Origin of the sequence: Berryella intestinalis (assembly GCF_000814825.1) — a bacterium.
GTDB classification, from domain to species: Bacteria; Actinomycetota; Coriobacteriia; order Coriobacteriales; family Eggerthellaceae; genus Berryella; species Berryella intestinalis.
The window spans coordinates 1,112,648-1,133,960 of the sequence record NZ_CP009302.1 but is presented as its reverse complement, the minus strand read 5'-3'; the positions used below and the strand labels follow the sequence as shown (position 1 = coordinate 1,133,960).

The 21,313-nt window shown below is 63.3% G+C and carries 18 protein-coding genes; 6 read left to right on the top strand and 12 right to left on the bottom strand.

Annotated features, from left to right (window positions below; all coding sequences use genetic code 11):
* Positions 1-20: 20 nt before the first annotated feature.
* Positions 21-2,126 carry a cell wall-binding repeat-containing protein gene (locus JI75_RS08790; RefSeq protein ID WP_052241618.1) on the top strand — a complete coding sequence of 702 codons (2,106 nt, stop codon included), beginning with the start codon at positions 21-23 and terminating at the stop codon, positions 2,124-2,126.
* A 112-nt stretch (positions 2,127-2,238) separates the two neighbouring features.
* On the opposite strand, the gene JI75_RS05030 is transcribed toward JI75_RS08790, so the two are convergent.
* The 7 genes from JI75_RS05030 to JI75_RS05000 all read right to left on the bottom strand — a co-directional run bounded on the left by JI75_RS05030 (position 2,239) and on the right by JI75_RS05000 (position 8,505).
* Positions 2,239-2,937 (bottom strand): phosphate ABC transporter ATP-binding protein, encoded by a 699-nt coding sequence (locus JI75_RS05030; RefSeq protein WP_052241617.1) that lies wholly within the window; start codon positions 2,935-2,937, stop codon positions 2,239-2,241.
* A complete protein-coding gene (locus JI75_RS05025) occupies positions 2,925-3,767 on the bottom strand; it encodes a PstA family ABC transporter permease (protein ID WP_205911718.1) in 843 nt (280 codons plus the stop codon). The genes JI75_RS05030 and JI75_RS05025 overlap by 13 nt, the downstream gene beginning before the upstream one ends.
* Entirely contained in the window at positions 3,767-4,648 is an 882-nt protein-coding gene (gene pstC, locus JI75_RS05020; RefSeq protein WP_052241616.1) for a phosphate ABC transporter permease subunit PstC, read from the bottom strand. Before pstC ends, JI75_RS05025 begins: the two co-directional genes overlap by 1 nt.
* Before the next feature lie 105 nt (positions 4,649-4,753).
* Positions 4,754-5,701, bottom strand: a complete 948-nt coding sequence (locus tag JI75_RS05015; RefSeq protein ID WP_039689248.1) for a substrate-binding domain-containing protein — start codon at positions 5,699-5,701, stop codon at positions 4,754-4,756.
* 198 nt (positions 5,702-5,899) lie between these two features.
* The gene (locus JI75_RS05010; RefSeq protein WP_052241615.1) at positions 5,900-6,865 is read right to left on the bottom strand and encodes a DMT family transporter; all 966 of its coding nucleotides are present in this window, start codon (positions 6,863-6,865) and stop codon (positions 5,900-5,902) included.
* 40 nt (positions 6,866-6,905) lie between these two features.
* The gene (locus tag JI75_RS05005; RefSeq protein WP_039689246.1) at positions 6,906-7,442 is read right to left on the bottom strand and encodes a hypothetical protein; all 537 of its coding nucleotides are present in this window, start codon (positions 7,440-7,442) and stop codon (positions 6,906-6,908) included.
* A gap of 196 nt (positions 7,443-7,638) precedes the next feature.
* A complete protein-coding gene (locus JI75_RS05000; RefSeq protein ID WP_082019761.1) occupies positions 7,639-8,505 on the bottom strand; it encodes a MetQ/NlpA family ABC transporter substrate-binding protein in 867 nt (288 codons plus the stop codon).
* A 356-nt stretch (positions 8,506-8,861) separates the two neighbouring features.
* On the opposite strand from JI75_RS05000, the gene JI75_RS04995 reads away from it, so the two are divergent.
* Both JI75_RS04995 and JI75_RS04990 read left to right on the top strand, forming a co-directional pair.
* Entirely contained in the window at positions 8,862-9,359 is a 498-nt protein-coding gene (locus tag JI75_RS04995; RefSeq protein WP_039689244.1) for a PaaI family thioesterase, read from the top strand.
* A gap of 88 nt (positions 9,360-9,447) precedes the next feature.
* The gene (locus tag JI75_RS04990) at positions 9,448-10,713 is read left to right on the top strand and encodes a DUF2130 domain-containing protein (protein WP_039689242.1); all 1,266 of its coding nucleotides are present in this window, start codon (positions 9,448-9,450) and stop codon (positions 10,711-10,713) included.
* Between the two features lie 112 nt (positions 10,714-10,825).
* Here JI75_RS04990 and JI75_RS04985 read toward each other — a convergent pair whose 3' ends face one another.
* The 5 genes from JI75_RS04985 to JI75_RS04965 form a co-directional block, all read right to left on the bottom strand.
* On the bottom strand, positions 10,826-12,910 hold the full coding sequence (locus JI75_RS04985) for a glutamine synthetase III family protein (RefSeq protein ID WP_039689241.1): 2,085 nt from the start codon (positions 12,908-12,910) through the stop codon (positions 10,826-10,828).
* Positions 12,911-13,129: 219 nt separating this feature from the next.
* Positions 13,130-13,999, bottom strand: a complete 870-nt coding sequence (locus JI75_RS04980; protein ID WP_052241614.1) for a transporter substrate-binding domain-containing protein — start codon at positions 13,997-13,999, stop codon at positions 13,130-13,132.
* 86 nt (positions 14,000-14,085) lie between these two features.
* Positions 14,086-14,853 carry an amino acid ABC transporter ATP-binding protein gene (locus JI75_RS04975; RefSeq protein WP_039689239.1) on the bottom strand — a complete coding sequence of 256 codons (768 nt, stop codon included), beginning with the start codon at positions 14,851-14,853 and terminating at the stop codon, positions 14,086-14,088.
* The gene (locus tag JI75_RS04970; protein ID WP_039689237.1) at positions 14,854-15,531 is read right to left on the bottom strand and encodes an amino acid ABC transporter permease; all 678 of its coding nucleotides are present in this window, start codon (positions 15,529-15,531) and stop codon (positions 14,854-14,856) included.
* Positions 15,512-16,171: an amino acid ABC transporter permease gene (locus tag JI75_RS04965; protein ID WP_039689235.1), complete on the bottom strand. Its 660-nt coding sequence runs from the start codon at positions 16,169-16,171 to the stop codon at positions 15,512-15,514. The genes JI75_RS04970 and JI75_RS04965 overlap by 20 nt, the downstream gene beginning before the upstream one ends.
* A gap of 215 nt (positions 16,172-16,386) precedes the next feature.
* Between JI75_RS04965 and JI75_RS04960 the strand changes: the two genes are divergently transcribed.
* The 3 genes from JI75_RS04960 to JI75_RS04950 all read left to right on the top strand — a co-directional run bounded on the left by JI75_RS04960 (position 16,387) and on the right by JI75_RS04950 (position 21,267).
* Positions 16,387-18,009, top strand: a complete 1,623-nt coding sequence (locus JI75_RS04960; protein WP_039689233.1) for a helicase HerA-like domain-containing protein — start codon at positions 16,387-16,389, stop codon at positions 18,007-18,009.
* 40 nt (positions 18,010-18,049) lie between these two features.
* The gene (locus JI75_RS04955; RefSeq protein ID WP_039689228.1) at positions 18,050-18,832 is read left to right on the top strand and encodes a LysR family transcriptional regulator; all 783 of its coding nucleotides are present in this window, start codon (positions 18,050-18,052) and stop codon (positions 18,830-18,832) included.
* 221 nt (positions 18,833-19,053) lie between these two features.
* Positions 19,054-21,267, top strand: coding sequence for an FAD-dependent oxidoreductase (locus tag JI75_RS04950; protein WP_039689227.1), 2,214 nt, complete (start codon positions 19,054-19,056; stop codon positions 21,265-21,267).
* Positions 21,268-21,313 lie beyond the last annotated feature (46 nt).

The following is a 21,313-nucleotide window of genomic DNA, read 5'->3' as shown; positions in this document are numbered from 1 at the left end:
CGTAGAAGGAAACACACCACATGAACATGACGAACAACGAGGTGCTTGCCTCGATCGCGCGCGTCCCCGTGCGCTGCGCCATCGCCGCGTCCCTGGTCGGGGCGTGCGCGCTTCCCCCCGTTGCGCTCGCCGCCGAGACGGGCGCATCCGAAAGCCCGGCCGTCCCCGCTCAGGACGCCGTCTCTGCGGCAAGCGAGGCTGCGCCCGGGACGGATGCGCCTTCTCGAGCGGTCGACCCGGCGAAGGATCCCCTCACCGGTTCTGCGCAGACTGAAGAGCAGCTTCAGGAATCGCTGAAGCCCGTCTACGACATCCTGTCCGAGACCGGGGACGACCTCGCCGCTTCGGGCGAGCGCGCAGCCTCCGCTTCCGCGTTCTCGCCTCAGGACTTGGCGTCTCGCTCCGATGTCGAGCGCTACCAGGGCGACACGATGTTCACCACCGCCGTTGCGGAGTCGAAGGCCGCCTATCCCGACGGATCGGATACCGCGATCCTGGCGGGCCCGGGCGATGCGTGGATCGATGCGCTGTCTGGAAGCGGGCTTGCCGGCGCGCTCGGCCCCATTCTGTTCACCCAGCTCGATTCGCTTGACGGCGATACCGCCGCCGAGCTCGAGCGCCTGGGCGCGCACAACATCGTCATCCTGGGCGGGACGGCCGCCGTGGGCGCCGAAGTGGAAACCCAGCTGCGTGCGGCGGGCAAGACCGTGACGCGCCTGGGCGGAGCCGACTGCTTCGGCACGCAGATGGCCATCTACAATTACGGAAAAGAAAAGGACCTGTGGTCGAACGACCAGGTATTCATCGCTACGGCCCGCGGTTTCGGCGACGCGCTGTCGCTGTCGCCCGTGGCGTTTGCGAACAGGGCGCCCATCTTCTTGGCGAACGGTGTGGACGGGTTCACCTCCGAGCAGCGCTCCGCGCTGTCGAAGGCGTTTTCCACCGGTGTGTTGGGAAACGTGGTGATCGGCGGCGGAACCGCGGCCATCTCGCAGGAGGATGAGGATTACCTTGCGGGGCTTTCCCGCAAAGCGGGCGGTTCGGTGGAGCGCCTCGCGGGCGACGACCAGTACTCCACCAGCTCGGCCATCGCCGAATGGGCGACCTCGACCCAGAATTTCGGATGGGACGCACTGGCGTTTTCCACGGGCAAGCTCCCGTACGACGCACTGGCGGGATCGGTTCTCCAGGGTAGGACCCAGGCTCCCTTGCTGCTGGTGGACGAGTATTTCCGCTCTACCGTCAAAGCGGCTGCCGAGCACCGCTCCGACGTGGCCCGCGTGCGCGTGTTCGGAGGCCCTGCGGCCGTGTCCGAGTCGGTGGTGAGCTCGATTGTTGCCCGCTTCAACGGGCAGGCCGATCCGTACGATCCCGCTTCGGTTCCCACCAGCGGCGTGCGCTCGTTTGCCGTGGGCACTTCGTTTGCGCATATGCTTGAGCTCGAGCAGCAGGCGAATCCCTACTTCTCGGGCGACCAGGTGAGCTCCGGGTTCGAGAAATCCGCCAACGCGCGCTTCGGCGAGAGTGCCTTCTTCTACCAGCATGCGCTGATCACCGGCGGTTATTCGGGCTCCGTCACCGCCGCTCAGCTGAACAGCTACATCGATAGGATAGTCCAGTACCAGGAAAGCCAGTACCACGTGACCTCCACTTTGCGCGGCCAGGGGCAGGCTATCATCGACGCCGCCCGCGAGTACGGCGTGAACGAGGTGTACCTGCTGTGCCATGCCGGCCTCGAGAGCGCCTGGGGATGCTCGCAGTTCGCCCAGGGGACGATCCCCGGAGCCGAGGGGTCGTACAACTTCTTCGGCATCGCCGCGTTCGATGACAACCCGAACAACGGCGGATCCTATGCGCACGGGCAGGGATGGACCACGCCCGAGCGCGGCATCAAGGGCGCGGCGAAATGGATCAGCGAGCACTATCTGAGGAACGGCTATCCGCAAAACACCATCTTCAAGATGCGCTGGAACTACAACTCCTCGACCGATGCAGTGGAGCATCAGTACGCCACGTCGCCCACGTGGACCAACGGCATCGCCGTTTCCATGGCGGCGCTGTACAAGTCCCAGGGCATCTCGATGGAGAACTCCGGGTTGGGCTTCGAGACCCCCTCGTTCTCGTAGGGCGCCGGCCCCCCTCGGGTTCCCAGCAGAACTGAAGCCAGCTGAAACCCCTTTTGCGACGTGCGCACCCTCGTTTACGGGTGCGCACGTCGTCGTTTCAGCCGGGTTCGGATCAGCGGTCGCCCCCTCGGTTTTTTGCAACGCGACCCGCTCTCAGGCGTATCTCATGGTCTGCGACGCGGCGCGCTTGGTCGAGGTTGTGAGTGACCAGCACGACCGCGCGATCACGGCTCAGGCGCATGACGAGATCCTCTATGATCTCGGTCGAATGCGCGTCCAGCGCCGAACAGGGTTCGTCGAGAAGCAGGACGTCGGGTTGCACGGCCAGCGCCCTCGCTATGCAGAGGCGCTGCATCTGCCCGCCCGACAGCTCGAGGGCGCTCTTCCCAAGATGGTTGCGGACCTCGCTCCACAACCCCACGGTTTCGAGCAGTTCGCGCACCTGGCGGTCCATCTCCGATTTGGCCGGTCGCTTGGGTGAGTGATATGCAACAACGCAGGTCAGATTCTTCTCGATGCTGAAGGGAAACGGAGTCGGGTTTTGGAACACCAGGCCGACGCGTTTCCTGAGGTCTTTGGCCTTCCAGGATTCGAACGGGCGCTCGTCGAGGAACCGCTCTCCCGAAACCTGAGCCGAAGGATCCTCGTCGATGAGGCCGTTCAAGCATTTGAGCAGCGTGGATTTTCCGCAGCCCGAAGGACCTGTGACCGCAGTCGTTCCGCGTGCGGGTATCGAGACGGATACCGACTCGAGGGCCGGTGTTCCGTTGTAGGATACGCTCAGGTCGCAGGTTCTCATCACGTTCGCCATTTCGGTCGGCTCCTTTGCGCAAGCGTTCGGGCAACGATGTTTCCCGCAAGCACCAGCACCATCATGACCAAGGCCGTTCCGTATGCCGCCTCGATGCTGCTTCCTCCCTGGGAAACCAAGAGGTAGAGGTGAAGCGGCAGCGCCATTGCGGGATGAAGCATGTCGGTCGGGGCGCTTGCGAAGGCGACTCCGCCCGTGAAGATCAGCGGGGCGGTCGCGCCCATTGAAAAGCAGGCTCCCAATATCAGGGCCGCAACGATCTCTCCCGAGCACATCGGCAGGATCACGAGCCCGAGGATCTTCATACGGCTGAATCCCAAGGCCCGCGAGCTTTCGATCATATGGGAAGGGACTTCGCGAAACGCCTTTTCGATGAGGGTCTCGATGTAGGGCATGATCATGATGCCGAGTGCGATCGAGGCGGAAAGGATCGAGCGGCCCCACGAGAGGTCCTTCACGAACAGGCTGTACGCGAACATCCCCAAAACGATCGATGGGATTCCGGCGGCGCACCGCAAGATGAGCTGCCCTGCCGCCTCTGCCTTTTCGGAGTTGCGCATGAAGGCCAGGTACACCGCGATGAGGAAAGCGGGAACGCCTCCGATCACCACCGATCCCGCGGTGAACCAGATGCTTCCGATGATGGCGGGGTAGATGCCGCCCTCTTCGCCGAGGACCGCGCCTTTCGGGGACGAGAAGAGGAAGTCGGCGTCGACGACGACAGCTCCCTTCCAGAACACGAAGGCGAAAAGCGCGCCGACAGACAGAAACATCGCGGTTGCGCCGAGCAGGGCCCAGGTTTTGACGAAGATGCCCTTCGATCGCATCATCAGAGCACCCCGCTTTTCTCGAAGCGGCTTTTGACGAGGTTACCTGCCACGTTGATGGCAAGCAGGGCGCACACCAGAACGAACGCAGCGGCATAAAGCGCGTGGTAATGGGCGGAGTCCGCCTGTGCGCCTCCCATCTCCAAGGCGATGAGGGCGGGTATGGTCTCGGCTTTTCCCAGCAAACGCGGGAACAGGTTTGCGTTTCCGATCACCATCATGACGGCCATGGTCTCGCCCATGGCGCGGCCCCAGGCGAGCAGCATCGCAACGGTTATGCTTTTGGCGCTCGTCGGCAGGATGATGGTCGCGATTGCATCCCAGCGATCGATTCCCAGGGAGAGGGCGGCATCGAGATAGCGCTCTTTCCTCTTCGCGAGGGAGTCGCACAGCGTTGAAACAAGGTAAGGGGCGATCATGATTGCGAGCACCAGGGACGCTGCCAGGACGCAGGTCCCCGTATGGACTCCCGCTTTCAGAAAAACCGGAACGACCAGCGTTATCCCAACGAAGCCGTAGACCACCGAAGGGATGCCGGCAAGCATCTCGATAGCGGCGAGAGAGACCCCGCGCACCCCGCGCGGAGCTATAAACGAGAGGAAAAGGGCCGTTCCCACGCCTATGAGCGAGGCGAAGGCGAGGGCCAGCGCCGAGACGAGGAGCGTTGCCGCGACGAAGTTGGCTATTCCGAACGACGGCTCGCCAGTGAACCCGATGGGCTGCCATGAGAATGAAAGCAGGAGCTCGGCCGGATCCGTCGATTGGAACGCGGGTAGAGCCTCGGTCGCGATGAACAGCACCACGAAGAGGAGCAGGGCCAAGCAGACCCATGCGGCAAGGGTGAAGGCTGCGCGCGCTGCGTTTTCTGAAAGCGAGGGTTTCATGGTTGGGAGAACGGCCCCTAACGGCGGTGGTGCCCGGTCCTGACGGAAGACGGCTGTGTGCGAGGCCCCTCGAGGGAGCCTCGCCTTTCTCTCAGCAAAAGCCCGTTAACGGGAATTCGGAGAGAACGCGGGGATGTACCCGTTCGCTTCGACGGCGGCGTATCCGGCCTCGGAGAAGATATAGTCGATGAATGCCTGCTCGGTCGGGGAGATCTCGGATCCGGACACGAACTGGATGGGTCGCTGAATGGTGTAGGCGCCCGAGAGGATGTTGTCCTGCGTGCATTCGACGCCGTTCACCTTCAGCGCGACGAGCGCGGCGCCCTTGGCGTTCACCTTGTTGTAGGCTCCGAACCCGGCGTATCCGATGGCCCAGGGATCGTTCGCTATGTTCGTGGCCAGCTCGGTCATCGAAGCGGACTGGGTGGCGCTGTCAGAGACCTTGCTGTCTCCCATCACCGTTTTCTGGAACACCTCGTACGCCCCTCCGGAGAGGTCGCGGATGTACACGTTGATCTTCTCGGTGGGAAGGGACGGGTCGAGCTGGTCCCAGGTCGATATCTCCCCGGAGAAAACCTTTCGGATGGTGTCGGTATCGAAGTCGGTTTTCACCTGCGCAAGGGGGTTCTGGGAGTTGATGGAGACGGTAAGGGCGTCGTGCGCGACGACAAACGAGCGGTAGTCGGCGCCGAGGGCCGAGATCTCTCCGTCTTTCATGTCGCGGGCGACCATGCCGAAGTCGGCGGTTCCATCGGTGACGGCGCCGACGCCGACACCGGACCCGCCCGGTGCGACGTAGACGGAGATGTTTTCGGCGGGAAGGGACGGGTCGACCTTGTCCCAGGTCGTGTACTGCTCGGTAAACGATGACGCCAAAGACGAGATGATGGGGTAGAGCGAGGTGGACCCGCAGAACAGGATAGACGACTGGGTTTCGGGGGCCTTCTCGGAGGGCTGCCCGCTCTGATTCGAGGCGGTCGAGCATCCTGCGAGGGCGCAAGCGGCAAGGCACGCCGCGGCGAGGATGGAGATAAGCTTGCGGTACGGCTTCATGAGGATCCTTTCAGATTGTCCGAGGGGACACGCGAACAAGCGCGCCCGACGCAAGGGGCGTTCTCGATGCAGAAAGGGAAGCGACAGCAGAAACTAGCCTCCGAACCATAGGGAATTCTAGCGCAAAGCCCGGTCCGATGCACGATCGCATTCCCGCGAGGCCAGCGAGCGGTTTCGCGGGACGCGGCGACGTCGACCCTACGGTTGGGGTTCGGGCTCGGTGGTGCGGGGGATGCGCTTGGAGGGAAGGCCCACGAGCACGATGGTTCCCAGCATCAGCATCAGTCCCAGCCAGTCGGCCCACACGAACACCGTCCCCAGCAAGATGGCGGGAAACACCGTGGCGCTCACGGGCTCGGCCGCTCCCAGCATGGTGCTCTCCACGCCCCCGACGATCGACACGCCGTGGAGGAACAGCCCGTAGGCGGCGAAGGTGCCCACCACGCTGATCACGATGATCCCCACGACGAACTTCAGGCTGATCGGCGGTATGGTGACGGGAAACATCGACGACTCGACGCCGTTGGCCGCAAGCGCGCTCAGCACGATGACGACCAGCGTCGAGAACACGCCGCTGGTGAGCATGCCGCCTCCGATCACCATGACCGAGCCGTAGCGCTCCATCACCTTGCGGGGGAACATGACGTAGAACGTAACGGTCACAGCGTTCATGAATCCCCAGAACAACCCGATAGCGGGAATCGAGAGCACGGACGGGTCGCCCTTCGTGGCGATGAAGAAGGTGGCCGCCATGGCCAAGACCAACCCGCCGATATCCTGCAGGCGCGGGAGCTTGCGGTACAGGGTGCAGGTCACGATCATGACGAGCACGATGCTGAGGCTCGAGAGCACGGTTGCGGTCCCCGAGTTCGTGAATCCGATGGCGATCGCGTACGAGGCCTGGTTGCAGAACAGCCCGAAAACCCCGAACACGATAATCCTCCCGATGGAGCGCGGGTCGCGGGAGAGCGCGGCGAGCTTGTCGTGCTGGGTGGTGTAGATGAGCACGGCGTACAGGACGCCGGCTATGAGCGTGCGGATGGATGTGAGCGCAAGCGGGGCCAGGCCGACGTCGTCGAGCAGGTACTGGATGCACGCGCCGGAAAAGCCCCAGAGCACGGCTCCCGCGAGGGTGCAGACCATACCTTTGGTGTGAAGCGACATGGGCGAATCCTACCGGACGGGCCGGATGTGCGGCCGGGGCTCAGTAATCCAGTACGAATTCTAAGATAATCCGCGCATTTTCCAAGGAGAGTTTTTCGACGGCGCCGTCTTTGAGGTAGGAGTTCACGTTGCCGGGATTGAGGCGCAGCCGCTGGTACACCGCGCTGTTGGGGATGTCCTTGCGCCGCTGCGCGCTCACCGTCTTCTCCCATAGGGCCCGCTTTTCGGCCTCGAGCCGCTCGGGGGCGCGAAAGGCGAGGGAGAAGGCGTCGAAGCATGCCTGGTATTCGCACGGCAGCAAGCGCATCGGGGTTCCGCGCAAGGCGAGCTTCTCGGCGGGCCGGCCGCCCAGCACGTTTTCCACGCGCTTGAACTCCTCGATCAGAGAGTCGTCGCGTATGTAGCGAAAAAGCCGGTCGAGGTCGTCGGTTTCGTAGGCGTACAGGAACAGCGGCGCCTTGAGGGCGGTGCATCCGTCTTGGAGCGCTCCGGCGAGATTCTTGAAGCTGAATGCCCGGGCGTTCGCAGCGCGGAGGGCTTCCCGCTTGGCCCAGCGCTCGAAAGTCGGCCGCCTCATTGTCCCACCCCCCTTCGGTTCTGCCGCATTTTCCCGCTTTGCTTAATCATAGCGCGTTGCGTAAGCAAAACGGGAAAATGCGTGGAACATGCGGAAAAGGGAAGAGGTGCCGGAGATCGCGCTCCGGCACCTCTTCGGGTCGTTTGAACGGGCGGGCTGTTCGCAGCTCGCTGGAGCCGGCGAAACGCCGCTTCGCCTAGAAGACGGGCAGAACGGCTCCGTCGAACGTCGCGTTGATGAAGTCGCGGACCTTGTCGGAGCGCAGCGCCTCTGCCAGAGCCTTGATGCCCTCGTCGTTTTCGCTGCCCTTCTTCACGCACAGGATGTTGGCGTAGGTGGAAGCTGCCTTGCCCTCGGCGCTTTCCACCGCCAGCGCGTCTTTCGACACGCTCAGCCCGGCCTCGATGGCGTAGTTGGCGTTGATGGCGGCGATGGAGACGTCTTGGAGCGAGCGGGACACCTGCGCGGCCTCGAGCTCCTTGAACGAGAGGTTCAGGGGGTTTTCCGCGATGTCGTTCACCGTCGCCTCGATGCCCGCGCCATCCTTGAGCTTGATGATGCCCTCCTGCTGTAAGAGCAGCAGGGCGCGCGCCTCGTTGGTAGCGTCGCTGGGGACGGCGATCTGGTCTCCTGCGGAAAGATCGGCCAGCGACTTCTTCTTGCCGGCGTACAGGCCGAAAGGCTCGTAGTGGACCGCGGCGACGCTTACCAGATCGGTGCCGTTCTCCTTGTTGAAGTTATCGAGGTAGGGCTGGTGCTGGAAGTAGTTGGCGTTCTCTTCGCCCTCCTGGACGGCCAGGTTGGGCTGGACGTAGTCGTTGAACTCGTCGATCTGCAGCGTGAAGCCCTTCTCCTCGAGCAAAGGCTTCACCGCTCCGCTGAGGATCTCGGCGTGGGGGGTGGGGCTGGCGGCTATCTTGATGGTCTTGCTGCCGCCCTCGGCGGTCTTGGCGTCTTTGGAGGCGCTGGAGCAGCCGATAAGGCCGAATCCGGCAAGCGCGGCCCCGGCGGCGCTGATTCCGGCGATCTTCGCGAATCCGCGGCGAGAGACTTGGTAGGTCATGGTGGTTCCTTTCCCTTGTGGCCGATGGGGCCGTTCGTGCGTCGTTCAAGTTTGCGTGTGCCATGCTAAGACTCCCATCGGGCAAATACAACAGTTTTGCTTATTGGTATTTTCGGCCATTTGTTATCGGTGCAATAGATTGCTCGGTTCTCGTTACGTTCTATAAGTTCGGTGAATGCCCCGATAAGCCCGGCGGCCGCCTTAAGAGGGGACGATCGCGCATGCGTCGGATCTCCCTTCTCGTCTCGGCGCCCGCTTTTGGGACAGAATCGGCGTATCGGGCAATTAACAAGCGGGATCGGGGCGCATAAGATAGGTGAACATGCGATTTCTCGAGAAATGCAAGGGGATGGACAATGGCAGGAAAGCTTAACCCCGCGTGGGTTTCAGGAGCGCTCGAACTGATCAACGACAGCCCGTATCTGCGCGCGCTCGGCATCGAAGTGACCGAGCTGGGCGAAGGCTACGCGCGCGGGAGCCTGAGCGTCGAGCGCGTGCACCTCAACGCGTTCGGCGGCATGCACGGGGGTATGTTCGCCAGCCTCATCGACAACATCACGTACTGGGCCATGTACGCCTCGCTTCCCGAGGGGATGGGTGCGACGACGCTCGACGTCCACGGCGACTACCTGCGATCCTGCACGGTGGGCGACCGCGTTTCCTACGAGGGCCGCGTGGTGAAGATGGGCGGGACCATCATTTTGTGCGAGTGCGACGTGGTCGATGGGCGGGGACGCATATTGGCTCACGGGACCTCCAAGATCCTCGCATCGAAGACCATCCAGCCCCCCGAGGCGATGTACGCGAACCTGCGTCCCGGCTACGTGCTTCCGCCCAAGTTCCTCGACGCCTAAGCGCTTTTTGCAGCCGCGCTCGCTTCGGGATCCCACACGCTTGCGAAAAGGGGATAATGGGTCGAAACGAAAGCGAGAGGAGTTCGGTATGGGCGAGATCAGGTGCCCCCATTGCGGCCAGGCGTTCACCGTCGACGAAAGCGGGTATGCCGACCTGGTACGGCAGGTGCATGATCGGGAATTCAAGCGCGAGCTGGCAGAGCGCCTGGAGGTCGAGCATCGGGCGGCAGCCGAGCGCGAGAAGATCGCGGTGGCGCGCGCCGAGGGCCTGCTGCGCGAGCAGCTCGCCGAAAGCCGCGCCCTGATCGAAAAGCTCACCGTGCAGCTGGAGTCTCAGGCGTCGCAAGCCCAGATGCAGTCCGAACTGGCGGCTGCGCGTGCATCCGAGGCGGTCAAAGACGAGCTGCGCGCCGCTGAGCGCGCCCGCGACGAGCTGGCCGCCCAGATCGAGCGCGATCGGGCCGACATGGAGCGCCTCAAGCAGGCCCACCAAAGCGAGCTGGCCGTTCAACTGCGCGCCAAAGACGAGGCCATCGCCCTGCGCGACCGCGAGATCGAGGGGATCCGGCGCATGCGGGCCGAGCTTTCCACCAAGATGGTGGGCGAGAGCCTCGAGCGCTTCTGCGAAACCGAGTTCGACAAGCTGCGCGCAACGGGGTTCCAGCGGGCCCGCTTCGGCAAGGACAACGAGGTGGTCGACGGGAGCAAGGGCGACTACGTGTACCGCGAGATCGACGAGGACGGCATCGAGGTCGTCTCCATCATGTTCGAGATGAAAAACGAGGCCGATGACTCGGCGCACCGCAAGCGCAACGAAGACCACTTCAAGAAGCTCGACCAGGACCGCAGGAACAAAGGCTGCGAGTACGCGGTGTTAGTGTCGCTGCTCGAGCGCGACAGCGAGTACTACAACACGGGAATCGTGGACGTGTCGTACCAGTCGGGCTACGAGAAGATGTACGTGATCCGCCCGCAGTTCTTCATCCCCATGATCACGCTCATCCGCAACGCGTCGATGAAGTCGCTGGCATACCGCCGCGAGCTTGCGCGCGTGCGCCAGCAGAACATCGACGTGTCGAATTTCGAGGACCAGCTCGACAGCATGAAGGAGAAGTTCGGCAGGAACGTGGACATCGCGCGGCGCAAGTTCCAGGCCGCCATCGACGACATCGATGCCACCATCAAGAAGCTCGAGAAGATAAAGGCGGAGCTGACCAGCTCGGATAGGAACATCGACCTGGCTAACCGCAAGCTCGAGGACATCACGGTGAAAAAGCTCACCCGCGGCAACCCCACGATGAAGGCGAAGTTCGAAGAGGCGGCCGCTGCGCGTGCTTCGGCCGAAGACGAGTAGCCTTTTCCGGTGGGTGCTGCGCCCAGCCGCCAAGTCGTTTCGGCGGCCGGGCGCGCAAGGGCGGCGCAAAGGTGCGCTTCGCACCGGCGAGACGCATCTCCGGGCGATGGTCCTACACGTAGAACAGCAGGTTGTTGTAAGACGGTGCGGGCCAGTAGTCGCGGCTGGTGATGATCTCCAGGCCGTCGATGACGCTGCGCAGCTTCCGCATCGCCGGGACGACGGTGCCGGCGTAGAAGTCGGCGGCCTGCTGCTTGTCTTGCATGGCCGCTGCCTTCGTGTGCAGCTCGTGCAGCTCGTTGGTGGCCGCTGCGGCGGCGACGATGCCGTCGGCCAGGCGCTTGGCGAGCTCTTTTTGGGAGGGGCACTCGACGCCGATCGCCTCGAGGCGCGCCACGCCCTCGGCGGTGTCCGAAGCGTAGCGGCTGATGGCGGGGATGTAGGTGCGTCGCGCCATGCGCTTCATCACGCGGCACTCGATGTTGAGCAGCTTGGTGTACTTCTCCAGCTTCACCTCGTAGCGGCTGCGCACCTCGTTTTCGGTGAGCACGCCGAACTCCTCGAACAGCGCGATGCTCTTCGGGTCGATGTAGCTGGGAAGCGCCTCTGCGGTGTTCCTGTGGTTGGCCAGGCCGCGCCGTTCGGCCTCGCGCTCCCACTCTTCGGAGTACCCGTTCCCGTTGAATACGATGCGCTGATGGTCGGTGAGCGACTGCTTGACGTAGGAGATGGCGGCTGCCTCGAAATCGGCGGGCGAGACGTTCTCGAGCGCGTCGGCGAACCCTTTCAGGGACTTCGCCACGGCGGTGTTCAGGCAGGTGTTCGCGTCGGCGAGGTTGACGTTGGAGCCCGGCGCGCGGAACTCGAACTTGTTTCCCGTGAACGCGAAGGGACTGGTCCGGTTGCGGTCGGTGTTGTCTTTCAGGAAGTTTGGCAGCACCGCCACGCCCAGATCCATAGCGACCTGGCCGGCGTTCCTGTATTCCGCCCCGTTGACGAGCGATTCCATGATGGCTCCCAGCTCGTCGCCCAAAAAGATCGACATGATGGCGGGAGGCGCCTCGTGCGCGCCGAGACGGTGGTCGTTTCCGGCGGAGGCCACCGACATGCGCAGCAGCTCCTGGTAGTTGTCGACCGCTTCGATGACGGCGGTGAGGAACACGAGGAAGCGTAGGTTCTCGCTGGGGTTCTCGCCCGGATCGAGCAGGTTCTTCCCGTCGGCGCTCATCGACCAGTTGTCGTGCTTTCCCGAACCGTTGATGCCCTCGAAGGGCTTTTCGTGCAGCAGGCAGGCCAGGCCGTGGTTGGATGCGAGCAGGCGCATCTTCTCCATGGTGAGCAGGTTCGCGTCGATGGCCCTGTTCGCGTTGGCGAAGATGGGCGCGAGCTCGTGCTGGGCCGGAGCGACTTCGTTGTGCTTGGTGCGCGCGGGGATGCCCAGCGCCCACAGCTCCTCGTCGAGCTCCTTCATGAAGTTGTTGACCGTGGGTCGGATCGCGCCGAAGTAGTGCTCTTCGAGTTCCTGGCCCTTGCAGGGCGGTGCGCCGAACAGCGTGCGGCCGGTGAGCACCAGGTCCTCGCGGGCGGCGTAGTCTTTCTCGGATATGAGGAAGAATTCCTGCTCGGCGCCGATGGTGGTGAGGATGCGCTGGGGGTTCTCGCCGAACAGGGCCAAGACGCGGCGCGCCTGGTTCTCCAGCGCGCCCATCGAGCGCAGAAGCGGCGTCTTCTTGTCGAGGGCCTCGCCGGTATAGCTGCAAAACGCCGTGGGGATGCACAGCACCTCGTCTTTGATGAAGGCGTAGCTGGTGGGGTCCCACGCGGTGTAGCCGCGCGCCTCGAACGTGGCGCGCAGGCCGCCCGAAGGGAAGCTCGACGCATCGGGTTCGCCCTGGATCAGCTCTTTTCCGGAGAAGCTGGTGATGGCCGACCCGTTTTCCTCGGGGGAGAGGAAGGCGTCGTGCTTTTCGGAGGTCGTGCCCGACAGGGGCTGGAACCAGTGGGTGAAGTGGGTGGCGCCCTTCTCGATGGCCCACTCCTTCATCGCGTGCGCGACCACGTTGGCCACGTCCAGATCGAGCGGCTCTCCCGCATCGATGGTTTTCAGGAGGCTCTTGTAGGTCGCAGAGGGAAGCTTTTCGCGCATGGTGCGCTTATCGAAGACGCTTGAACCGTAGATCTCCGAAATCTTGGACATGGATCCATCCTTCCGTAAGGCGTCGAGGTTCGCATCGATTCGCTGCGTTCGAGCGAAGGGCGAAAACGTAGCTTGCTCGTGCATAAGCATAAAGTAAAAGCCGCAGGAAAAGCGGCTGCTTCGCCGCGCGTAGCGACAAGTTAACAAAAAACGCGGCCTTCCCGCTGGGGGAAGGCCGCGCAACAGACGGGCATTTCAGCGAAGCGGGGGCGCTTCGGGCTACTTCGGCTCCACGACGAGGGTGTCTTTGTAGGCCTCGCCGTAAGTGCCGGCGAGGGTCTTGTCGTAGGCGGCGTGGAAGAAGCTCTGCGAGCCCAGCGATGCGAGCTCGTCGTTGAGCCAGGAGAGCAGCGAGTCGTTGCCCTTGGTCACGGCCGGGGCGATGGTGTCGGCGTTTCCGAGCGCGTCGATGCCCACTACGTATTTGGCTGCGTCGGCCTGGGCGAAGGCGATGACCTCGGTGTTGTCGTTGGCCCACGCCACGCCCTCGCCGTTCTCGAAGGCGGTTTTAGCGCTGGCGTAGGTGTCGAACTTCTTCATCTTGACGTTGGGCATGTTCTTGGTGAGGTAGGTTTCGGCGGTGGTTCCCGAAATGACGATCACCTCGTCGTTCGGCCCGATCTGCGACATGTCGGTGATCGGGTTGTCGGTGCGCGACACCACGCCCAGCGCTACGTTCATGTAAGGGGAGGCGAAATCGACCTGCTGGGCGCGCTCCTCGGTGACGGTGAAGTTCGCGAGGATGATATCGACCTTGTTCGTCTGCAGGTATTCGACGCGGTTGGCCGCTTCGGTGGAGACGAACTCGACCTTCACACCCAGGTCCTCGCCGATCCTGTTGGCCAGCTCGATATCGTATCCGGCGTAGTTTCCGTGCTCGTCCACGTAGCCGAAGGGGCTTTTGTCCGAGAATACGCCGATGCGCACGGTGCCGGACTCTTTGATCTGGTCGACGGTGCGCGGCCCGCTGCCCGCGGAACCTCCCGCAGAACCTCCCGAGCATCCGACGAGCAGCGCGGCTCCCAGCGCTGCCGCCGCGAGCGCGGCGAGGGCGGCCTTCATCTTTTTCCTACCGTTGTTTCCAAACATCTCAAGTACCTTTCTTCCGTACTGGTCAACCTGGTTTTCCGACGTCCGCTCACGCGCTTCGACGCAGGTGCGGACAGGTGTTTTCGCTATGCGGGCTCGTGGTGCCTGACGGCCTCGAACGTGAAGGTGCGCAGGAACCGTTTGGCCCGCTCGGTTTCCGGGTGGGTGAAGAACCGCTCGGGAACGCCCTGCTCGACCACCTCGCCGCCGTCGAAGAACAGCACGCGGTCGGCGACGGCGCGGGCGAACGACATCTCGTGGGTGACGATGAGCATCGTCTTTCCCTCGCGCGCCAGATCGAGGATGACGTCGAGCACTTCGCGCACCATTTCGGGGTCGAGGGCGGCGGTGATCTCGTCGAGCAGCATCACTTCGGGCTTCATGGCAAGCGCCCGCGCGATCGCGACGCGCTGTTTCTGTCCCCCCGAAAGCTCGCGCGGATACGCGTTTCGCTTGTCGATGAGCCCCACGCGCGCAAGCAGCGCCTCGGCTTCGCGCTCGACTTCGGCCTTATCGCGCTTCTGCACGACGAGCGGGGACAGCGTGATGTTCTCGATGACCGTTTTATGCGGGAACAGGTCGTAGCTCTGAAACACCATGCCGATGCGTTGGCGAACAGCCGCGATGTCCTTCGACGAGCCGTCGATGGGCGTCCCGTCCAGCTCGATCGTTCCGCCTTGGATATCCTCGAGCCCGTTGATACATCGCAGAAACGTCGATTTGCCGCACCCTGACGGGCCGACTATGACGATGACTTCGCCTTGCCGAACGTCGAGGCTGATGTCTTTCAGCACGACGTTGTCGCCGTAGGCTTTGCGCACATGCGCGATGCGTAGTACCGGCGTCTCGCTCATCTAGATGCTCCATTTCTTCTCGAGCTTGCCCGCCAGAAGGCTGATGGGCCAGCAGATAAGGAAGTACAGGACAAAGATCGTGCCGTAGATGCCGAACACGGCGTTGGGGCTGGTCATGCGGTTCGCTTCTATGATCTGCTGGCCGACCTTCATCATCTCGACCACGCCGATCATCATGACGAGCGAGGTGGTTTTGATCATGCGGGTGACCAGGTTAATGGACAAGGGGATAAGCCGGCGCACCGTCTGGGGCACGATGACGTGCCGATACATCTGCGCATCGGTCATCCCCAGCGCTTGTGCGCTTCGGTACTGCTGGGCCGGGATGCTGCCGAGCGCCCCGCGCACGAGATCCCCCATCTCGGCGACGCCCCAGAAGCTGAACACGATGATGGCCGAGACCTCGGCGGAGAGGTTCACGTGAAGCACGCGCGTGGCCCCGAAGAACACCACGAACAGCAAGACCAGCTGCGGCATGATGCGCACGACCTCGAGGTAGAGCCGGCTCACGAAGCGCGCCACAGGGTTCTTCCACGTCATGAACACGCCGAAGAGCAGGCCGAGCGCGATGCTTATGACGACCGAGATGACGCTGATCTCGACCGCGACCAGCAGACCCTGGAGGAGGCGCGCCGCGTTTGCACCCTTGAACAGGACATCAAGCCCCAAAAGCTCCATGGCGCAACCTCCTTTCGACGATGGTGCCCGCGATCGACACCGGCAGGATGATCATCAGGTAGAAGATGACCAGCATCACGAGGCATTCGGTGGTGTCGTAGTACAGGCCGATGAGATCCTTGGCCACGAACATGAGGTCGAGCAGGCTTATGGCGGAAAAGACGCTGGTCTCCTTCAGCAGGAACACCACGTTGGCGACGAACGACTGGATGCTGAGCGCGACGGCCTGGGGCAGCACGATGTGGCGCATGACCTGCGGCGTGCTCATGCCCAGCGACAGCGCGCTCTCGGTTTGGCCGGGTTCGACCGCCTCCAGCCCGCTTCGGAAGGTTTCGGCCATGTAGGCGCCGCCGAGCAGCGAGAGGCCGAGGCATCCGCAGAACTCGGCATCGACGGGCACGCCGAGGCGCGGTAGCCCGAAGTAGATGAAGAACAGCTGGATGAGCAGGGGCGTGTTGCGGAACAGCTCGATGTAGGCCCGCGCGATCCCGTGCAGGACCGGGATGCGGAAATGGGTGACGAGCGCCGAGGCGAGGCCGATGGCGATCGAACCTGCGATGCCTATCCAGCCGATGCGCAGCGTGAGCAGCGCGGCGTGCCCGTAAAGCGGCAGGTACTCGATCATGGCGCCGTAGTCCACAGGTCCCTCCTCCCTTTATTACCCTTAAAACCTATTAGTATTTAGGAAATAGCGAAACTATAGCGCCATACATTTTAGCGGTCAACACACGATGCGCTTGTATAACAAAGCGTAACAAAGAGCGAAGGGTCGTTATTTCTCATGAAGGTCCTTCCGCCCGCTTCGCGGTAGAATGGCTCCATGGAAAACGAGCGCCGCCGGCGAAAGGGAGGCCCATGTACGTAGAGGGTAAGTTGCGCATCGGAATGGGGGAGGCCCCAGTCGAGATGCTTCCGAATATGGCGAACCGCCACGGCCTGGTCGCGGGGGCCACGGGTACCGGAAAGACGGTCACGGTGAAGACCATCATCCAGTCCATGAGCGACGCGGGCATTCCCACGTTCGTGGCCGACGTCAAAGGAGACGTTTCCGGCATCGCGGTTGCGGGGGAGGCTTCCGAGAAGCTGGTGGCCCGCCTGGCGGCGCTCGGCATCGAGAACTACGACTTCCACGCCTGCCCGGTGAGCTTCTGGGACGTGTTCGGCGAGGGAGGCGCGCCGGTGCGCACCACGGTCACCGAGATGGGACCGGTGCTGATCGCTCGGCTGCTCGACCTGAACGAAGTCCAGCAAGGCGTGCTGAACATCGTCTTTCACATCGCAGACGACCAGGGCATGCTCCTTCTCGACCTGAAAGACCTCCGCTCCATGCTGGCGTACGTGTCCGAGCATGCGTCCGACTACACCGCGACGTACGGAAACGTGACGGGGCAGACGATCGGAGCCATCCAGCGCGCGCTGCTCCAGCTTGAAGACGCCGGCGGCGACGTGTTTTTCGGCGAGCCCGCGCTGAACATCGCCGATTGGATCCGCACGGACTCCGACGGCAAGGGCGTCGTCAACATCCTCGACTGCGTGAAGCTGGCCCAGCAGCCGCTTTTGTACTCGACGTTTCTGCTGTGGATGCTCACCGAGCTCTACGAGCTGCTTCCCGAGGCGGGCGATCTGGACAAACCCAAGATCTGCTTCTTCTTCGACGAGGCGCACCTGCTGTTCAACAGCGCGCCTGCGGCCCTGTTGGAGAAGGTCGAGCAGGTGGTGAAGCTCATCAGGTCCAAGGGCGTGGGGGTTTACTTCATCACGCAGAACCCCTCCGATATTTCCAGCGCGGTCCTCGCCCAACTGGGCAATCGCGTGCAGCATGCGCTGCGCGCGTACACGCCCGCCGAGCTGAAGTCCATCAAGGCCGCAGCGGAGAGCTTCCGCGAGAACCCCGCCTTCGACACGCAGCAGGCCATCACCGAACTCGCGACGGGCGAGGCCCTCATCAGCTTCCTCGACGAAGACGGACGCCCTGCCATCGTCCAGCGCGCGAAGGTCATCGCCCCGGCGTGTTCGATGGGCGCCGCCCCCGATGCCGACAAGCGCTACCTCATCGACAACAGCGAGTTCAAGATGAAGTACGGCACGCCCGTCGATCGGGAGAGCGCGTACGAGGTGCTGGCCGGCAAAGCCGTCGAGGCTGCGGCTGAAGCCGAGCGCCTTGCGGCGGAAGAGGCGCAGCGCAAGCTCGACGAGGAGGAGGCCAAGCGGGCCGAGAAAGAGGCCGAGGCCGCTGCGAAGCGCGCCGAGCGCGAGGCGGCTGCCGAACAGCGCAGGGCCGAACGGGAGGCCGCGGCTGCCGAACGCAAAGCCGAACGGGAGGCGGAGGCCCAGCGCAAGGCCGAGCGCAAGGCTGCCGAGCAAAACGAGCGCCTGATCAAAAACGTCGCGGCCGCCGCGCTCACATCGGTCAGCCGCAGTCTGGGCACGGGGCTTGCGCGCAACCTTCTGGGGGCTTTGAAAAAGGGCTTGAAGTAACGGATCAGAAGTCGCGCGGTATGCGGATTGAGGGGGATTCGTGACGTCCGACCAGCTTGAATGGTTCTGCTGCGCCTACGAGAGCGGCTCGTTCGCCCGCGCTGCAAAACAGCATTTCGTTTCTCGGCAGGCGTTCGGGAAGGCCATACGGGCGCTTGAGTCGGAGCTGCGCTGCACGCTGTTCGTCCGAGGGGAGACCGGCGTCGAGCCGACGCCGGTCGCGCATGCCGTCTATCCTTTGGCGAAGCGCTGCCTGTCCGACCTCGCGCATCTGAAAAAGGAGAGCGAGCGGGTTTCATCGCAGCGCAAGACGATGCGCATGGCCTTGTCGGACGGCGTTGTCGAACTGCTCCCCGCCGATTTCTTCGATCGGATCGAGGAAAGGTTCCCCTCGGTCGAATTCGTCTTCGAGAAGCATTTCTTCGCCTCGTCTTTGGACCTTCTGTCGTCTGGGGAGGTGCCGTTCGCCATCACGCCGGGCCCCGTCGATCGGCCGGGACTCGATTCGGTTTCTCTGACGAGCGAGCCTTTGTTCGTTGCCGTGCCGAAGCGGATCATGGATCGCGTGCCGTCCCGGTTCTCCCTCGAAGACCTGGCGAAGCTGCCTTTGTTCTGCCTCGATGACGCAACCCCGGGAGATCTGGGGTGCCGATCGCTGTGCGCGTCTCTGGGAATCGAGATGAACCGCATAACCCAATACCGCGATTACGAGGTGATCTTGAGGAAGGTGAACGCCGGCCGGCCAGGGGTGCGTCCTCGTTCCCGAAAGCTCGTGTTCGCGGTTGTCGCCGGATGTGTCGCTCGTGCCGTTTCCCCAAGGTGAGCTGAGGTTCGAGGTCGTGTTCGCATATCGGCCGGATGCGTTGGATGACGACGGGGCCGCCGTGGTCGGTTACGTGGGAGACGAGCTTGGCGTTTCATCGGAGGGGGCGAACCTTTAGGTTTACGCCGCGCGCGATATCGGTTCTTCCTTCGCTTCGGGCGGGCTTGCTTCAATAGAGCCAGCGCATCGGGGGGATGCGCATTCGGACGAAGGAGGACCAAATGGGAAACGACGGTTTTACCCGACGCGGGTTTCTGAAGGGCGCGGCATGGGGGGTCGCCGGCGCGGGCGCAGCGGCGCTCGGTTTGCCGGGATGCGCGCCGAAGGCGAAGGAGCCCTCGGCTGCGGCTGCGGGGTCCCAGCAAGCCGACGATCTTCTCTGGACTGCGCGCATCAACCCGCAGGATGAGGACTACCGGGGGACGGACAGCGACCTGGCCACGCTTTTCTCGCCCTGGAGTCTGGGCAGCATCGGGCTCAGCCATCGCATGGTGAAGTCGGCTGCGGGCTCGGCCTGCTACCTTGCAGGGCTTACCGACGAGCTCTTCCAGTACTACCTCAACTTCGCGCGCGGCGGCGTCGAGCTCATCTGGGTGGAGGGCGAGGCGTTTTCCATTCCCGAGGACGGGTCGGAGGTCCCTCGGGAAACCAGCGCGTTTTTCCGCCGGCTTGCAGACGAGTGCGCATCGTTCGGCGCGAGCCTTGGATTGCAGTGGGCCCCGTTCGGTCGTCCCGTCGACTCCCTGACGGTCGACCAGATTCATTCGATCGAGGACAAAGGCGCGGCGACGGCCGTTGCCTTAAAGGACATGGGCTTCAAAGCGATCGAGATCAACGCCGCCGGATTCAATCAGGGAGAGCTCTTCAACTCGAGGTTCCACAATACCCGTACCGACGAGTACGGGGCCCAGAGCATCGAGAACCGAGCCCGGTTCGTATGCGAGACCATACGCAAGATCAAGGACGCGTGCGGGGGCGATTTCGCCGTGCAGGTTCTCCTCGATGCGATCGAGGAGAACGACAACCTGGACAACAACGCAACGCTGATGACGCTTGACAGCCAGGTGACCGATCCGTTCAGCAAGGCCATGACGATCGAGGAGAGCATAGCTTTGGCGAAGCTCTTCGAGAAGGCGGGAGCCGACTCGCTCCATCTGCGCCTGGGCCCGTTGAACAACCATCCCTGCCAGTTCGCTTCGGACCTGTACTTCATCCTCGCGGGGATTGAGGGGGCCACGGGTTTCGGTACCGTGTTCGACTTCGACAGGCACTTCCAGGGTCTGCTCGACGGATCCCACAGCGGGGCGGGCATGCTGCTCGATGTGGCCGCCCGTTTCAAAAAGGAGGTCTCCATTCCCTGCGGCGTGGTCACGTATATGGATCCGGCCCATGCACCCGAGTTCTTCGAGCGCGCCCTCGCCGATGGGAAATGCGACTTCTATGTTCTGAACAGGCCGCTTACGGTGGATAGCGACTACGTGGGCAAGTTGCGCGAAGGAAGGCGCGACGAGATCGCCCCGTGCACGAGGTGCTTGCACTGCCATGCGGGCAGTAACGAGATGAACGCCGCCATGTCGTACTGCCGCGTGAACGCCCTCACGCAGCGCGTCATGCGGCAAGGGGGTCCTTCTTCCTACGAGCTTCCTGCTTTGAAGGAGAAGAAGAGGGTCGCGGTCGTCGGCGGCGGGCCTGCCGGCATGGAGGCCGCCCGTATTGCAGCGGCGCGCGGCCACGAGGTGACGCTGTACGAGAAAAGCGGCGCTTTGGGCGGCGCGGTGAGCTTCGCCTCGACGGTGAAGGGGCCTCACGAGAACCTCGACGACCTGGTTGCCTACCTGGCTCGGCAGTGCGAGCTTGCCGGAGTGGAAACCGTGCTCGGCACCGAGGTCACGGCCCAGGTTCTGGCTGAGGCCGCCTTCGACGCGGTCGTGTTCGCCACGGGAGCCAAGCGGCCCGCGCTCGAGGTCGACGGTGCCGCCGTGGTGGAGCTTGCCGATTTCATGGCGAAGGACCTGGGTGAAGACGTGGTGGTGTACGGGTCGAGCGCACAGGCATTCGACGCCGCGCTCTGGCTGACCGTCCGCAAGAAGCGCGTGACCATCGTCACCCCCGACGGCGTTGATGCGCTCGATATGCAGCAGTCGATGCATGCCAAGCGGTTCATGACGTCGGCGCTGTACGCGCTGGGGGTCAAGGTGTACACGGAGTCCGATATCGTGTCGGGTTCGGAGGGCTCTCTGAGGGTTTCCTCGCGGGCCATGGGCGTTGAGGTCGACGTTCCGTGCGACACGGTGGTCAACGCGGGCACTTGGCAGGCCGATACCGCTTTGGCGGATTCGTTCGCGGGGGAGAAGTTCGCAGTCGGAGACTGCGCGGCTCCCTTCAACATCGCTTTGGCCATCCGCAGCGGAAACGATGCGGGCCGCGCCATCTAGAGAACCTTGTGGATCGCTGGATGCCGGGGCTCGGCCCCGGCATCCA

What these genes read in the sequence shown, in the direction of transcription:
- JI75_RS08790 (WP_052241618.1), top strand. Translation starts at nt 21, where the DNA reads ATGAACATGACGAACAACGAGGTGCTTGCCTCGATCGCGCGCGTCCCC.
- JI75_RS05030 (WP_052241617.1), bottom strand. Translation starts at nt 2,937, where the DNA reads ATGGCGAACGTGATGAGAACCTGCGACCTGAGCGTATCCTACAACGGA.
- JI75_RS05025 (WP_205911718.1), bottom strand. Translation starts at nt 3,767, where the DNA reads ATGATGCGATCGAAGGGCATCTTCGTCAAAACCTGGGCCCTGCTCGGC.
- pstC (WP_052241616.1), bottom strand. Translation starts at nt 4,648, where the DNA reads ATGAAACCCTCGCTTTCAGAAAACGCAGCGCGCGCAGCCTTCACCCTT.
- JI75_RS05015 (WP_039689248.1), bottom strand. Translation starts at nt 5,701, where the DNA reads ATGAAGCCGTACCGCAAGCTTATCTCCATCCTCGCCGCGGCGTGCCTT.
- JI75_RS05010 (WP_052241615.1), bottom strand. Translation starts at nt 6,865, where the DNA reads ATGTCGCTTCACACCAAAGGTATGGTCTGCACCCTCGCGGGAGCCGTG.
- JI75_RS05005 (WP_039689246.1), bottom strand. Translation starts at nt 7,442, where the DNA reads ATGAGGCGGCCGACTTTCGAGCGCTGGGCCAAGCGGGAAGCCCTCCGC.
- JI75_RS05000 (WP_082019761.1), bottom strand. Translation starts at nt 8,505, where the DNA reads ATGACCTACCAAGTCTCTCGCCGCGGATTCGCGAAGATCGCCGGAATC.
- JI75_RS04995 (WP_039689244.1), top strand. Translation starts at nt 8,862, where the DNA reads ATGGCAGGAAAGCTTAACCCCGCGTGGGTTTCAGGAGCGCTCGAACTG.
- JI75_RS04990 (WP_039689242.1), top strand. Translation starts at nt 9,448, where the DNA reads ATGGGCGAGATCAGGTGCCCCCATTGCGGCCAGGCGTTCACCGTCGAC.
- JI75_RS04985 (WP_039689241.1), bottom strand. Translation starts at nt 12,910, where the DNA reads ATGTCCAAGATTTCGGAGATCTACGGTTCAAGCGTCTTCGATAAGCGC.
- JI75_RS04980 (WP_052241614.1), bottom strand. Translation starts at nt 13,999, where the DNA reads ATGTTTGGAAACAACGGTAGGAAAAAGATGAAGGCCGCCCTCGCCGCG.
- JI75_RS04975 (WP_039689239.1), bottom strand. Translation starts at nt 14,853, where the DNA reads ATGAGCGAGACGCCGGTACTACGCATCGCGCATGTGCGCAAAGCCTAC.
- JI75_RS04970 (WP_039689237.1), bottom strand. Translation starts at nt 15,531, where the DNA reads ATGGAGCTTTTGGGGCTTGATGTCCTGTTCAAGGGTGCAAACGCGGCG.
- JI75_RS04960 (WP_039689233.1), top strand. Translation starts at nt 16,387, where the DNA reads ATGTACGTAGAGGGTAAGTTGCGCATCGGAATGGGGGAGGCCCCAGTC.
- JI75_RS04950 (WP_039689227.1), top strand. Translation starts at nt 19,054, where the DNA reads ATGGGAAACGACGGTTTTACCCGACGCGGGTTTCTGAAGGGCGCGGCA.